This is a genomic window from Rhizobium binxianense (assembly GCF_028994275.1).
GTDB lineage: Bacteria > Pseudomonadota > Alphaproteobacteria > Rhizobiales > Rhizobiaceae > Rhizobium > Rhizobium binxianense.
This window is the reverse complement of record NZ_CP118713.1, coordinates 4,382,348-4,396,618: the sequence shown is the minus strand read 5'-3', so window position 1 is coordinate 4,396,618 and position 14,271 is coordinate 4,382,348. Positions and strand designations below refer to the sequence as shown.

The 14,271-nt window shown below is 61.3% G+C and carries 15 protein-coding genes; 4 read left to right on the top strand and 11 right to left on the bottom strand.

What is annotated here, in order from left to right; all coding sequences use genetic code 11:
* Window positions 1–27: 27 nt before the first annotated feature.
* Window positions 28–1,419, bottom strand: a complete 1,392-nt coding sequence (locus PO860_RS21405) for a leucyl aminopeptidase family protein (RefSeq protein ID WP_272784684.1) — start codon at window positions 1,417–1,419, stop codon at window positions 28–30.
* 144 nt (window positions 1,420–1,563) lie between these two features.
* Between PO860_RS21405 and PO860_RS21400 the strand changes: the two genes are divergently transcribed.
* Complete coding sequence (locus tag PO860_RS21400) at window positions 1,564–2,400, top strand: tetratricopeptide repeat protein (RefSeq protein ID WP_183610039.1); 837 nt, start codon at window positions 1,564–1,566, stop codon at window positions 2,398–2,400.
* 70 nt (window positions 2,401–2,470) lie between these two features.
* Here PO860_RS21400 and PO860_RS21395 read toward each other — a convergent pair whose 3' ends face one another.
* The 10 genes from PO860_RS21395 to PO860_RS21350 all read right to left on the bottom strand — a co-directional run bounded on the left by PO860_RS21395 (window position 2,471) and on the right by PO860_RS21350 (window position 12,100).
* On the bottom strand, window positions 2,471–3,103 hold the full coding sequence (locus PO860_RS21395; protein WP_272784683.1) for a LysE family translocator: 633 nt from the start codon (window positions 3,101–3,103) through the stop codon (window positions 2,471–2,473).
* Between the two features lie 74 nt (window positions 3,104–3,177).
* Window positions 3,178–4,164, bottom strand: coding sequence for a type II secretion system F family protein (locus tag PO860_RS21390; RefSeq protein ID WP_272784682.1), 987 nt, complete (start codon window positions 4,162–4,164; stop codon window positions 3,178–3,180).
* Window positions 4,165–4,179: 15 nt separating this feature from the next.
* Window positions 4,180–5,187, bottom strand: coding sequence for a type II secretion system F family protein (locus PO860_RS21385; RefSeq protein WP_272784681.1), 1,008 nt, complete (start codon window positions 5,185–5,187; stop codon window positions 4,180–4,182).
* A gap of 5 nt (window positions 5,188–5,192) precedes the next feature.
* Complete coding sequence (locus tag PO860_RS21380; protein ID WP_183610035.1) at window positions 5,193–6,668, bottom strand: TadA family conjugal transfer-associated ATPase; 1,476 nt, start codon at window positions 6,666–6,668, stop codon at window positions 5,193–5,195.
* 112 nt (window positions 6,669–6,780) lie between these two features.
* Window positions 6,781–8,058, bottom strand: coding sequence for a CpaE/TadZ family protein (locus PO860_RS21375; protein ID WP_272784680.1), 1,278 nt, complete (start codon window positions 8,056–8,058; stop codon window positions 6,781–6,783).
* Between the two features lie 14 nt (window positions 8,059–8,072).
* Window positions 8,073–8,831, bottom strand: a complete 759-nt coding sequence (locus tag PO860_RS21370) for a CpaD family pilus assembly protein (protein ID WP_183610033.1) — start codon at window positions 8,829–8,831, stop codon at window positions 8,073–8,075.
* Complete coding sequence (locus PO860_RS21365; RefSeq protein WP_272784679.1) at window positions 8,828–10,327, bottom strand: type II and III secretion system protein family protein; 1,500 nt, start codon at window positions 10,325–10,327, stop codon at window positions 8,828–8,830. Before PO860_RS21365 ends, PO860_RS21370 begins: the two co-directional genes overlap by 4 nt.
* Before the next feature lie 12 nt (window positions 10,328–10,339).
* Entirely contained in the window at window positions 10,340–11,155 is an 816-nt protein-coding gene (gene cpaB, locus PO860_RS21360; protein WP_272784678.1) for a Flp pilus assembly protein CpaB, read from the bottom strand.
* Window positions 11,156–11,265: 110 nt separating this feature from the next.
* Window positions 11,266–11,778, bottom strand: coding sequence for an A24 family peptidase (locus tag PO860_RS21355; protein WP_272784677.1), 513 nt, complete (start codon window positions 11,776–11,778; stop codon window positions 11,266–11,268).
* Between the two features lie 124 nt (window positions 11,779–11,902).
* Window positions 11,903–12,100: a Flp family type IVb pilin gene (locus tag PO860_RS21350; RefSeq protein ID WP_272784676.1), complete on the bottom strand. Its 198-nt coding sequence runs from the start codon at window positions 12,098–12,100 to the stop codon at window positions 11,903–11,905.
* Window positions 12,101–12,477: 377 nt separating this feature from the next.
* Between PO860_RS21350 and PO860_RS21345 the strand changes: the two genes are divergently transcribed.
* From PO860_RS21345 to PO860_RS21335, 3 genes are all read left to right on the top strand, one after another.
* Window positions 12,478–12,888 (top strand): pilus assembly protein N-terminal domain-containing protein, encoded by a 411-nt coding sequence (locus PO860_RS21345; protein WP_183610028.1) that lies wholly within the window; start codon window positions 12,478–12,480, stop codon window positions 12,886–12,888.
* 114 nt (window positions 12,889–13,002) lie between these two features.
* Window positions 13,003–13,638, top strand: coding sequence for a TadE/TadG family type IV pilus assembly protein (locus PO860_RS21340; RefSeq protein ID WP_183610027.1), 636 nt, complete (start codon window positions 13,003–13,005; stop codon window positions 13,636–13,638).
* Window positions 13,638–14,219: a TadE/TadG family type IV pilus assembly protein gene (locus PO860_RS21335; RefSeq protein ID WP_273885422.1), complete on the top strand. Its 582-nt coding sequence runs from the start codon at window positions 13,638–13,640 to the stop codon at window positions 14,217–14,219. The genes PO860_RS21340 and PO860_RS21335 overlap by 1 nt, the downstream gene beginning before the upstream one ends.
* Window positions 14,220–14,271 lie beyond the last annotated feature (52 nt).

Genomic DNA, 14,271 nt, shown 5'->3' with positions numbered 1-14,271 from the left:
ACGCCTCACCGCGTTTCGCGCATGGCTTTAGCGCAGGCTCTCGCGGATATGATGGAAGAGTGCGCGGATCGCCTGTGCCTCACCACCGCCCGGCGAATGCGGCCGTTCGGACTGGGCCCAGCCGTAAATGTCGAAATGCGCCCAACTCTTCGTCTTGCTGACGAAACGCTTGAGGAAGAGGGCCGCGGTGATCGCCCCGGCCATGCCGCCGGCCGGCGCGTTGGTGAGGTCGGCAAACTTGGTGCGGATATCCTTTTCATAGCCGGAATATAGCGGCAGGCGCCAGATCGGATCGTCGGTTTCCAGGCTCGCTTCGGTCAGGTCATGCGCCAGATTGCCGTCATCGGTGAAGAAAGGCGGCAGATCCGGACCGAGGGCCACGCGGGCTGCCCCCGTCAGCGTCGCCATGTCGATCAAGAGTTCAGGCTCTTCCTCGTCGGCATAGGCCAGCGCATCGGCCAGGATCAGGCGGCCTTCGGCGTCGGTATTGTCGATCTGCACGGTCAGGCCCTTGCGGCTGCGGTAGATGTCGCCGGGGCGGAAGGCATTGGACGAGATGGCGTTTTCGACGACGGGGACGATGACGCGCAGATCGACCTTCAGCTTGGCGTCCATGATCATCAGGGCAAGCCCCATGACATTCGCCGCGCCGCCCATGTCCTTTTTCATCAGCAGCATCGAGGCGGCAGGCTTGATGTCGAGACCGCCGGTATCGAAGCAGACGCCCTTGCCGACGAGCGTCACCTTGCGATGGCCCTTCTTGCCCCACCGCAGTTCGAGGAGGCGCGGCGCATCGGCGCTGGCGCGGCCGACGGTATGGACCAGCGGGAAGTTCTGCGTAAGCAGGTCGTCGCCCGATATAACCGACACCTCCGCCTTGTAATGTGAGGCCAGGCCGCGGAAGATGGCCTCGAGCTGGTTCGGCCCCATGTCGTTCGTCGGCGTATTGATGAGGTCGCGGGCGAGGAAAACGCCGGCGAGCTGGCGCTTGATATCGGCACCGTCGGCATCGCGGGGGATCATCAGCGTCGCCGCCGGCGATTTTTCTGATTTGTAACGGTCGAACCGGTAGCTGCCGAGCCCGAAGCCGAGGGCCAGGCGATTGGCCGTCAGCGGCGCCGTCTCGATGTGCCAGTCACCGGCCGGCAGCGCACGGGCGAGCCTGCCGGTGATGTAAGGCTGCTCGGATGGATTGGTGCCGAGGCCGAAAAGCGCGCCGCCGAGATGGCCTTCGGCCGTCGGGATCAACAGCAGCGACCCGCTTTCGGCCTTGTAGCCCGCCCTTTTCGCCCAATCGAGCGCGATCGGATCGATCGTGCCGGTCTCGATATGGGCAGGCGTGACGGCAAAGATCGGCAGCGTCGAACCGCCCTTGGTGTTGAAAGGGGTCGGTCTCTCGATGAACTGATAGGGGGCCATGATTGTCCTTCGGCGGTCGTAAGGAATCGTTCCTTAACGGTCTGTTAGGGTTAACAGACTATTGCTGGAGCGAAGATTGCGTCAAACCTTTCCCTGTTCCGCGTTCGAGGTCAGGCGCCGATTTTCCGAATCCAGGAACGCGCCATGCCTGCCTCGCTCACCATCACATTCACCCATCGTATCCTGCAGAGTGCCGCGGCATCGCTGATCGTGCTCGCACTTGCCGGTTGCTCGACCACCAAGGACCGGATGACGACGGGCTCGGTACCGAAGCTCACCAAACCTGTTGAAGAGATGGACGCGACCGAGCTGCGCGCGGCGACGGACCGGCTCGGCCAGGCCTATGAAAAGAACCCGCGCGATCCCGTCACCGGCGTCAGCTATGCCAATCTGCTGCGCATGAACGGCCGCGACACGCAGGCGCTCGCCGTCATGCAGCAGGTGGCGATCGCCAACCCCAGCGACCGTAATGTGCTGGCCGCCTACGGCAAGGCGCAGGCGGCGGCCGGCCAGTTCCAGCAGGCGCTCGACACGATCGGCCGCGCCCAGACGCCGGACCGTCCGGATTGGAAGCTGATCTCGGCCGAAGGTGCGATCCTCGACCAGATGGGCAAGGCAAGCGACGCCAGACAGCGCTATCGTGATGCACTCGACATCCAGCCGAACGAACCCTCCATCCTTTCCAACCTTGGCATGTCCTACGTGCTGACCGGCGATCTTCGCACCGCCGAAACCTACCTGCGCTCGGCCGCCAGCCAACCCACAGCCGACAGCCGCGTCAGGCAGAATCTTGCCCTCGTCGTCGGCCTGCAGGGACGCTTTCCGGAAGCCGAGCAGATCGCGCGGCGTGAGCTTTCGCCACAGCAGGCCGATGCCAATGTCGCCTATCTCAGAAGCATGCTCTCCCAGCAGAATTCCTGGCAAAAACTCGCCGCCAAGGACAAGACGCCGGGAGCGACGGACGGCAGCAATACCAACTGACCGAATGATCCGGATTGTGTCGTCAACAGTCCGGCCTTCTTAACGGCCACTCACTTTAACGAGCGCTCACTTAACGGGCACTCAGGCCCGAAAGAATGAGACGCAGGCCAAGGCCGCCCATGACGGCACCGGCGGCCCGGTCTATCCAGCTCTTCGCTGCGAGATAGAGCCGCCGCGGGTGGCGGGCCGAGAAAACGAATGCCACGATCGAATACCACCCCGCTTCCACCGCAAAGACGCCGAGCGGCAGCGCAATCATCAGATCAAGCGGTATCGTCCTTGGCAGAAGCGCGGCAAAGAGGCTGGCATAGACGATGATGGTCTTCGGGTTGCTGAGCTGGGTCAGCAACGCGGTCGTGAAGCTGCGCATCGGTGCGCGGTGGCTATGGACGGCGTCGGAAACCTCGAGCGGCTGCGCCGCGCCTCTCCAGATGTTGACGGCGATATAGAGGAGATAGGCACCGCCTGCGACCTTCAGTGAGATATAGAGCCATTCGAACTGCGACAGCAGTGCCGTCAGACCGGCGAGCGCCGGCACGGCAAAAACCACACCGCCGGCGCCCATGCCGAGTGCCGCCGCAAGACCGTCCAGCCGTGACCGCGAAATAGCAATCCTGGAGACGACCACGAAGCTCGGGCCGGGACTGATGGCACCGACCGCCAGGGCTGCCATGATACTGATGAAAACGCCTGCAGAAGACATCCGGGAACCCTCGTTTGCGATCGAAGGCTACTGCATAATTCCTGAAATCGGAATCGATTTAACGGCGGCAAGCCTCAGAACTTGTCTGCCACCTGGATGCCGGCCGGACCGAGAATGACGGCGATCAGCACCGGCAGGAAGAACAGGATCATCGGCACCGTCAGTTTCGGCGGCAGGGCGGCCGCCTTCTTTTCCGCTTCGTTCATGCGCTCGTCGCGTCCTTCCTGGGCGAGAACGCGCAGCGCCTGGGCGACCGGCGTGCCGTAGCGATCGGCCTGGATCAGCGCCTGGGTGACCGAGCGCACCAGCTCGATCTGGGTGCGCGTGGCAAGATTTTCGAGCGCGGCGCGGCGGTCCGGCAGGAAGGAGAGTTCGGCCGTGGTCAGCACCATCTCTTCGGCCAGCGCCGGCGACTGCTCGCCGAGCTCTTCCGACACGCGACGCATCGCGGCTTCGATCGAAATGCCGGATTCGACGCAGATCAGCATCAGATCAAGCGCATCCGGCCAGGCGCGCTTGATCGAGTGCTGACGCTTGCTCATGCGGTTCGAAATATAGATGTTCGGCGCGTAGAAGCCGAGGTAACCGATGCCGATGACGGCGAAAAGGCGAATGGGCATGCCCCTTTCGGCGAGATTGCCGAGGCCGAAGACCCAGAAGGCGGCGAGCGCCAGGAAGAGAAAGGGCAGCAGGAAACGCGCGACAAGGAAGGTATTCAGCGCATTCTCCGAGCGGAATCCGGCGGCACGCAGCTTGTTGACCGTATTGTCGTCGACAAGCGCCTTGCGCAGGTTGAAGCGCTCAACGATCTGGCGGACCGAGCGGTTGTTCTGGCTCCTGAGAGAGGCCTTGCCGGCACCGGGTTCGGTGTTCATGCGGGCGCGTTCGCGAGCGCGGATCTGCTCGCGCTCTGTGGAAACAGCCTTCATACGCTTGTTGAGATCGCCACGCTCGAAGAAGGGAATGGCGATCGTGTAAAACGTGGCGAAGACGGCGATCGCGACGAAGAGCGCGATCAGCATGCTCGGATTGGTCAGGGATGCGGCAAGATCCTGCGACATGATGCTTCCTTCCCGCTAGATGTCAAAATTGACCATGTTGCGCATGACGAAGATGCCGATCGACATCCAGATCGCCGACACACCCATGATGAAATGGCCGCGCGGATCAGTGAAAAGGATCATCATGTAGTTCGGCGAAGTGAGGTAGACGAGGGTCGCGACTATGAAGGGTAGAGCACCGATGATGACGGCCGACGCCTTGGCTTCCATCGAAAGCGCCGAAACCTTCGCTTTCATCTTCCTGCGCTCGCGAAGCACCTTGGAAAGGTTGCCGATCGCTTCCGACAGATTGCCGCCGGCCTGCGATTGGATGGCGATGACGATAGCGAAGAAATTGACTTCCTGAAGCGGCATATGGAGCGTCATGCGGGCGCAGGCGTCGGGAATGCTGAGCCCCACCTGCTGCGCCTCGATCACGCGCCGGAACTCGCTCTTAACAGGCTCAGTGCCTTCGGTGGCGATCAGACGGATCGCATCGTTGAGCGGCAGACCTGATTTGATCGAGCGGGTGATGACATCGAGGGCGTTGGGGAGTTCGTTGAGGAACTTGTTCTGCCGGCGCTTGATCAGGAAGCCGACGACCCAGCGGGGCAGGCCGAGACCGGCGACGACGGCGACACCGATCATCACCATCAACGATACACCGACGACGAACGCCATGAGCAGCAGCACGCAGGCAAATATGGCGCTGAAGAGATAGAATTTCCCCACCGTCATCGTCAGGCCGGCCTGCACCAGCCGGGATTTCAGCGACAGGGCCTTCTTGGCCTTTTCGTGCTGGCGCTTTTCCAGATCCTTGAGATTGTCCTGCACCGATTTGCGGCGCTTCGACAGTTCCTGCACCCGGTCACGGGCAGCCTTGACTTTGACCCGGTCACTTTCGGCCGATTTGACGCGGTTGATGCGGCTTGCCGATTTCTTGTCGGCCTCGATCCGGGAAAACATCAGGGCATAGGCCACCGCCGCCGCCGAGACGGCGGCGAGGACGACGATTGCCAGCACTATCGGATCGAACCCGAACATCTCGTCTATTCCTTCGATTTCGCTTCCATCGCGTCGAGGGCAGCGGCAAGACGCTTTTCCTCGTTGAAGTAACGGGCGCGATCCCAGAAGTGCGGCTTGCCGACGCCGGTCGACATGTGCCGGCCGATCAGGCGGCCGCCCGCATCCTCGCCTTCGATCTCGTAACGCATCAGGTCCTGGGTGATGATGACGTCGCCTTCCATGCCGATCACCTCGGTGATCTGCGTGATGCGGCGCGAACCGTCGCGAAGGCGCGCCGCCTGGATGATCACGTCCACCGAGCTGGAGATGATCTCACGCACCGTCTTTGCCGGCAGGGTAAAACCACCCATGGCGATCATCGATTCGATACGGCTCAGGCATTCGCGCGGCGTGTTGGCGTGGATGGTGCCCATGGAGCCGTCGTGACCGGTGTTCATCGCCTGCAGCAAGTCGAAAACCTCAGGTCCGCGCACTTCGCCGACGATGATGCGCTCGGGACGCATACGCAGGCAGTTCTTGACGAGATCGCGCATGGTGATCTCGCCCTCGCCTTCGATATTCGGCGGGCGTGTTTCCAAACGCACGACATGCGGCTGCTGCAGCTGCAGTTCGGCCGTATCTTCGCAGGTGATGACGCGTTCATCCCTGTCGATATAGTTGGTAAGGCAGTTCAGCAGCGTCGTCTTGCCCGAGCCGGTACCGCCCGAGATGACGACGTTGCAGCGCACGCGCCCGATGACCTGCAACACGGTCGCGCCCTCCGGGGTGATCGCGCCGAAACGGACGAGCTGATCGAGCGTCAGCTTGTCCTTCTTGAACTTGCGGATGGTGAGTGCCGGCCCATCGATCGACAGCGGCGGCGCGATGACGTTGACGCGCGAACCGTCCGGCAGGCGGGCGTCGCAGATCGGGCTCGATTCGTCGACACGGCGGCCGACCTGGCTGACGATACGCTGGCAGATCGACAAAAGCTGCGCATTGTCGCGGAAGCGGATCTCCGATTCGATCGTCTTGCCGCCGACTTCGATGAAAGTCTGGCCGGCGCCGTTGACCATGATGTCGGCGATATCGTCGCGCGCCAGCAACGGCTCCAGCGGGCCGTAGCCGAGAACGTCGTTGCAGATATCCTCGAGCAGCTCTTCCTGCTCGGAGATCGACATCGCAAAGTTCTTGATGGTGATGATGTCGTTGACGATGTCGCGGATTTCCTCGCGGGCACTTTCGCCGTCGAGCTTGGAAAGCTGCGAGAGATCGATCGTATCGATCAGGGCGGAAAAGACCTGCGCCTTGGTGTCGTAATATTCATCGGTGCGGGCCGGGCGCTTGCGCTGCGGCGTCTGCATCGGCGGCGGCGTCACCTGCTGGCGTGCGGACTCGCGCGAAGGTTCGACCAGAATGGAGGGGGACGAGGCCGCAGGGGCAGCGGCCGGGGCCGGCGGCGGGGGAGCAATCGCCCCTCCGACCTTTCCGGAACCTTCATTTCCGCGTTTTCCAAACATGCCGCTTAATCCAATCTGCTCTATCTTTTTGTTTTCACGCAATTCCCAGCAAAAGTGTTTCACGCTTTGCCTGGCAAAACCGCTGCACAGTTTTGCCGGAATTGCTCATCGTCTACTTGCGCTTCAGGAGGCCCAGCAGGCCGCCCTTCTTCGCCTTCTTGATCGCGACACGGCCGGTGACGATGTGCGATATCTGCGAAAAGGTTTCCGCCGTCGGCGACTTCGGGTCGACTTCCGAGATCATCCGGCCGCTATTGGTGGCATTGCCGAAAAGATTGATGTCGAAGGGAATGATCGCGATCGGATCGATCTCCAGCGGCTCGCAGAAATCCGACGGTGGAATCTCCGGACGTTTCGGCATGCCGACCTGATTGAGGATGAGATGCGGCGGCTTGTCGTTCGGCCGCATCTTGCGCAACGCGTCCAGCATGTTCTTGGCGTTGCGCAGGTTGGCGAGATCGGGAACCGCGGTGATGACCACTTCGTCGACGCTCGACAGCACCGAGCGCGTCCATTCCGACCATGCATGCGGAACATCGAGCACGGTAACGGGCGCGCTGCGCTGCAGGACATCGAGCACCGGCTGGAAAGCCTGGCCGTCGAAATCATAGGCACGGTCTAGCAGCGAGGGGGCCGCAAGCAGGGAAAGATGCTCGGAGCATTTCGTCAGCAGGCGGTCGAGGAAGACCTCGTCGAGACGATCGGGCGCGAAGACCGCCTCGGCGATGCCCATGGCCGGATCCTGGTCGAAGTCGATATTCGCCGTGCCATAGGGCAGGTCGAGATCGGCCAGGATCGTCTCGGTGGAGAAGAGATTGGAAATACCGAAGGCGCAATTATGGGCGATGGTCGAAGCGCCGGTGCCGCCCTTCGAGCCGATGAAGGCGATGCTGCGGCCGAGCGGCTCGGCTTCCGGATCGACGAAGATCGATGCCATCGACGCCAGGATATCGGGCATGGCGACGGGCTGGACCATATATTCGGAAATGCCGTTGCGGATGAGCTCGCGATACAGCCCGATATCGTTGTAGTGACCGATGATCACGACCTTGGTCGTCGGATCGCAGACCGCGGCGAGCGGCGCGAGTTCGCCGAGGAGGTTTGCGGCATTCGACTTGGTCTCGAGGATGATGAGGTTCGGCGTCGGGGCGCCGGAAAACATGTTGGCGGCAGCGGCGATACCACCGCTGGTGATGCGCATGCTGACCTTCGCCAGGCGCCGATCGTTGGCGCAGCGTTCCATGACCTGCTGCAGGGCCTCGCTCTCGCAGAAGGCGTGGACGGAGATGCGCGGCAGCGGCCGCATATTTTCCAGATCCGCCATGCGCACCGCCTCTTCGGCGTGGCGAAGCTCGCTGGGATTCTTGATTTCGTATTCGATCGCGCTCATCGTCCCGTTCCGCCTCAGAAGCTGCTGTCGCTGCCGGCGACCTCTTCGATCGTCGACGTCGTCGTCCGGTATTCCTGGATCGCATTGTTGCGCCGCTGTGCGTCGATCGGGGTCATGCCGCGGGGCGCCACCAGATCCTCCGGATTGGCGATCTGGGCGGCAAGGTTGTTCTGCGAGGCGCAGCCGAAATTATAGTAATTCTGGTTGGTGAAATCGTTGGAGATGTCCTTCGGCCACTGACCGCATTGCGTGGTGATCGCGGTGGTGCCGGTAAAGCTCAGCCGGATCGGCGCCGCATCGCCGGGACCGACCGCGGCATAGGAGGTGTTGACGATTTTCGAGCTGGCGATCCCTCTCGACGCCAGTTCGGCGCGGACCTGATTGCGCAGCTGATAGGCTGCCGCCGAATTGGGTGAGCCTTGCGGCGACAGCACGTAGACCGGACCCGAGGCGCGCGCGATGTAATTTGCGGCAAATCCGCGGATGAGGTCACGCTGAGCGATGGTCAGGCGGCGATCGGTGGAGGCGACGGGTATATCCACCGTCTGCTCCGCTTCCGTCACGATGATCGGGTGGCGGGCGCGGTAGTCATCCGGAATACCGCCTGTTGTCAGCTGGTCGTGCGGGCCGGCACATCCGGAAAGGATCATCACCGAAACGCCGGCTGCGACCATGAGCGCCTTCGAGATTCCGAGGCGGGGTGTCGTCGATTTCATCTGGGCCATCGCCTGATCTCTGTTCTCGTCCATTGCTGCCGATCCTGCCCCGCTCATTTGTAGATGAACCCGATCGAGCCGTGGAACTGCGCATCGGCGACGGGCGCCTCGCGCCGGCCATAGACCTTGTTGACACGATTGAGGAAGAAGGTTGCGCCGTCATTCTCGGGGCTGAAATTATCGTCCGGCCGATTGAGCTGATTGCGCGCCACCGGACGCACCAGATAGGGGGTCGCGATGATGACGAGCTCAGTTTCCTGACGATCGAAACTTTTCTGGCGGAAGAGGGTCCCGAGCAGCGGGATCTTCGAAACGCCCGGCGTGCCGCCCATGGTCTGGGAAACGGTGTCGCGGATCAGGCCGGCCAGTGCGATCGAGCCACCCGAAGGCAGTTCCACCGAGGTCTCTGCCGACCGGCGCTGAAAAGTGGCGCCGTTGCTGCCGGCCACCGGTTCGGAGACATTGGTCTTGATCTCCAGGCTGATGCGTCCGGATGACAGCACCACCGGCTTGAAGGCGAGATTGATACCGAAGTTGAACGGCACGACGGTGACGTTGCCGTTGCTGTCGGTCGTCGAAAAAAGCTGCTGGCCGCCCGAATTGAAGGTCGCGGCCTGGCCCGATATCGCCGTCAGCGTCGGCTCGGCCAGCGTCTTGACGACCTTGGCCTGTTCCAACGCGTTGAGGTAGGTCGAAATGTCGTATTTGCCGATCGAACTCTTGAAGAGCGCCGCCAGGCCGCCGCCGATCGTCGATGCAGCGCTATCAGTGCTGGGAGTGCCGAGCTGGGCGACCGTCATGCCGGAGGAACTGGAAACCAGATTGTCGAAGCCGAGTTGCTTCAGCACCTCGCGGCGAACCTCGGCGATCGTCACCTTGAGGGTGACCTGGTCCTCGCCCTCGATCTGCAGAAGGTTGACGACCTGCGAGGCTTGGCGGCCTTCGGCAAAGAGCGCCACCGAGCTATCGCCGCCGGTTCCGGATGCGGTCTCGGTTCTGGTCGTCGCCTCGCCGCCCTTCAGGAAGACCTGCGCCAGATCGGCCGCCTGCGTGGCATCCTGCGGGGTGCGTACAGTGCCGGTCAGAACGATGTTGTCGGAGACGATTTCGACGTTGATGTTGGAGTCGGGAATGAAGCGGCGGAGATTGACTTCAAGGCCGGAAACGTCACGCTCGATCTCGATGTCGAGATTGACGATCTCCTGTCCACCGGCGCCAAAGACAAAGATATTCGTCTGCCCGACCTTCTTGCCGAACAGGTAGATGCGCCGCGAGGTGCGGGTCACGGCATCGGCCATGGTCGGATCGGATACGAGGATATCATGCGCATCCTCGGGCAGGTCGACGACGACAGCCTTGTTCAACCCGAGCTTCAGCCGACGGTGGGCATCGCGGCCGGTCTGCGAGATGCGAACCAGGTTTTCGGAATCGGCGCGCGCCTCGCCTGTCCCGAATAGCGGCGCGAAAGAGGCCGGCGCCATACCGGAAACTCCGACTGCCAGCGAAAGGCAAGCTGTCAGGAGAAGCCCGGCGCGCCGCGTTGAATTGCCCATTTGCACGTCCTCTTACTCCGCCTTCGGCGCTGCGCCGGCATCCGTGACGATGGCGCCCGATTTGATGACCTGGATGATCGCACTGCCGTTGTCACCGCTCAGCAGATAGTCGGCGGCACTGGTATCCTGCTCCTGCGCATCGGCGACCGAGCGCAGCGCCAGGGACAGCCGGTCGGCCATCTGCTGGGCGACGGCGAGAACCTTCGTTTGATCGGGCGTGAGCTCGAGCGTCGCGGTCGTGCCGACCACCGATTTCGAGCCGTCGTCCTTTTCCTGGATCTGCTGGTCGATGGCGAGGACGCGGACATTGCTCAGCACGGTTTCGGTGATAAGCTTGTTTGCCTCAGTGCCCTTGCGAACCATGATGACGTCGACGCGGTCGTTCGGCAGGATGAAACCGCCGGCACCTGTTGCCACCGATATCTCGGTCGCGACGGCGCGCTTGCCGGCCGGCAACAGCGAGGACAGGATGCGGCTGTTGGAATCGGCGATCTTCTCCGGCCGGATCGGTTCGCCTTCGAAGATCGGCAGACGCACGACGGCGCCCTGCAGATCCTTGATCGCATCCGGCTTGTCGGTTTCGGTGATGAGGCCGGCGACGACACCGCCCTGCGGCCAGGGCATCCAATGAACCGACTGGTCGCCCAGTCTTTCGCCGACCGCCAGATTGCCGGTGGAGACGAGGACGTTGACGGTCGGTTCCTTCTCGATCACCGACTGGACCTGGGTGACGACACCGCCACTGCCCGCCATTTGCATCGCCAGCAGGCCGGCGAGGCCGGCTGCCGTCACGGCGACAGCTAGGATTATAAGGCGGGCCGGTTTCATCGATCATTCCTCAGGGCACGATATGTTCGCCCCGCAGAATGCTCAGCAATTGGTATAATTATGGTTAATGGAACGCTTAGATTTTAAGTTAACGAGCATTTAAAATGCCGTTATTTCAGGCTTTCCAGCGCGGCGAGGAACAGCGGCGAGGAAGGGAAGGCCATGAAGCCGCCGATCGCGATCGCGATGCCGTAGGGGATCTTCTTGGCCAGCAGCACCGAATTCGGCACCGGCAGGCCGATGGCGAGGATAGTGTTCGATTGCGCTCTGACCAGCAGGATCAGCAAGGTGATCAGGCCGCCGATCATGGCGACGTCGACCATCAGGAAAGCAAGGGACTGGTCCAGGCCGAACCAGAGCGCAGTCGCCGTCAAGAGCTTGGCGTCGCCACCGCCCATTACGTTGAAGGCAAAAAGAGCAAAGCAGGCGCAGAAGACGATGGCAGCGCCAGCAAGATGCATGCCGATCGTCTCCAGACCCAGGCCGGAAAGCGGCGCGAGGACGAGGAAGGAACCGATCAGGATCAGCGAAACGCGGTTCGGAATCGTCATGGTGAACAGATCCGAGAAGGCCGCCATGGTGAGGCAGAGTGGCAGTATCACGAAGACTGCAGCTGCGATCATGCGTATACCCGATCATAACGTGACGCGAAAAGGCTCACGGCCGTTCAGCCTGTGAGCCCGCTCGATAGATCGGCCAGATCCAATCCGACCGGCACTATGCGGATGCTGCTGGGCGGCAACTAATTTAGTTGGCCGGAGCTTGAGCCTTGGTGGCAGCATCATCCATCCGGCCGCCCAAGTTGGTGAACGTGTCGTTGATCTTGCCGCCGAGGGTCGTTGCGCCGGTGATGAGCGCTACGGAAATGAGAGCGGCGATCAGGCCGTATTCGATTGCGGTCGCGCCGGATTCGTCCTTCAGAAAACGGCTAAAAAGCTTGGTCATGGTAACTCCTAACTCCAGTTGATGTTCAGCACGTCCGCCAACTGTTGCCGTTGATCGGATGACTGCAACCTAGCGAATGGCCGTTTCCATCGGCTTAAGGAAAAGAGTTAACAAGATCTGAACCGGACAATAGGCCCTTGTAGAGTAAGTATTTTCTTACGCGGACCCTTCAATATTTAATGATATTCCTGATATAACATCGCATTCATCCGGGAATAGCACAAGCATCGCCTCCAACCGATGCGTGCGCTGCCCGAGGCCGTGCCAAATCGGATCATTACGCTTCATTCCGGAACAGGGTGGCGGGCTTAAGGCTTCATTCACCATTTTTTTCCATTCTATGCGGATATTGCGCTGTGATCGTGAAAGAGGACCCAATGTCATCGAGCGGCAAAACCATTTTCTTTGCCGGCATGATCGCCGTTTTCGGTATTTCGGGAGTTTCCGCGGCCGCAGACGATGACATGCTGCGCGTCTATATGGATCACGCGCGCGTATTGAAGCTCGACCGCCCGGTCAGCAAGGTCATCGTCGGCAATGCCAAGGTTGCCGATGCGACCGTCGCCGACGCCAAAACCATCGTGCTGACCGGACGCAGCTTCGGCACCACCAATCTGGTGCTGCTCGATGCCGACGGCAATGCGATCCTCGACGAGCGCATCCTGGTGTCGATCGACGAGGGCAACACGGTGCGCGTCTATCGGCAGACCGAACGCTCGGTGCTGTCCTGTACGCCGAACTGCGAGCAGCATGCACAGCAGGCGACCACCGGCACCACGTCGCCCTGATCGGCTAAACTCACGTCTTCGGCCATTCGTTAAAATCGTCGTGTCAGACTGAAACGGAAAATCAACGAACAGACCCTAGTGTGACGGACGGAGAATGTCGCTCGGGTCCAGGCTATGACGGTAATTGATCAGAAGACGGATAAGGCGCACTCCCTCGCGCCGTTCCGTTTCTTACGGTTTCGCGCTCTCGCCCGCTCGCGCGAGGGTGCTGCGGCGATCGAATTCGCCTTGCTCGCCATTCCCTATTTCCTGGTGATTTTCGCAATTCTCGAAACCTTCGTCGCCTTTGCTGCCGAGGAACTCGTCTCCAACGCCGTCGATACGATGAGCCGCAAGATGCGAACCGGGCAAATTACCTATAATCTCGGCCGCACGACCGATATGAACCAGGCGCAGTTCCGCCAGGCTTTCTGTGACGAGATCTCGATCCTGATCCGCTGCTCTGCGAGCGAAGTCGCCACGCCGAGCAAGCTCTACCTGGATGTGCAGACGTTCGGCAGCTTTTCAGCCATTCCGACGACAATCCCCAAGCTTTCCACCAACAGATATGCCGACATCAACACGGCGGCGTTCAAATATGCGCCCGGCGGCGCCGGCACCATCAACATGGTCCGCGCCTATTATCGCTGGGAAATCATCACCGATCTGGTCCGCCCTTATATCACGACGATACGTCCCTCTGACGGTTCGATGCCCAGCCAATATCTGATTGTCGCGACCGCGGCCTTCCAGAACGAGCAGTATCCATGATGGCGTTGCACAACCCGTTCCCCAGACTGGCGTTGTCGGCGCGGCGGCTGATCCGAGACCGCAAGGGCGCCGGCGCGATCGAATTCGCGATCCTCTTTCCCGTGCTCGTCATGCTCTATATCGGCGCTTTCGAGATCACGATCGGCCTCAGCGTCAGCAAGCGCGTAACACGCGCGGCAGGTTCGATCGCCGACCTCGTCACCCAGCAGCAATCCGTCACCAAGAGCGCGCTTGCGCAGATGCCCTCGGTCGCAACCGCGATCTTCGTGCCTTACAACTCGACGTCGCTGACGTTGAAGATCACCGGCATTACCATCGACGCCGGCGCCAATGCGAAGGTGCTGTGGTCCTGGGCGCAGGACGGCACGGCGCCCTATGCCAAGAACACCGCAGTGTCGAACGTGCCGTCCGATATGAAGACGGCGAACAGCTTCCTGGTTCGCACCGAGCTTAGCATCCCCTATACGATGTTCCTGTTTGCGCCGAACTTCATGCCGGATGGCATGCGCACGATCACCATCAGCCGCAGTTACTTCTACCGCCAGCGGCAAGGCGACTCGATCCCCTGCGGCGATTGCTGACGACTCTCTCTCGAATTTGCCAAGCCGGCCGCAGCATTATATGCCTGAGCGC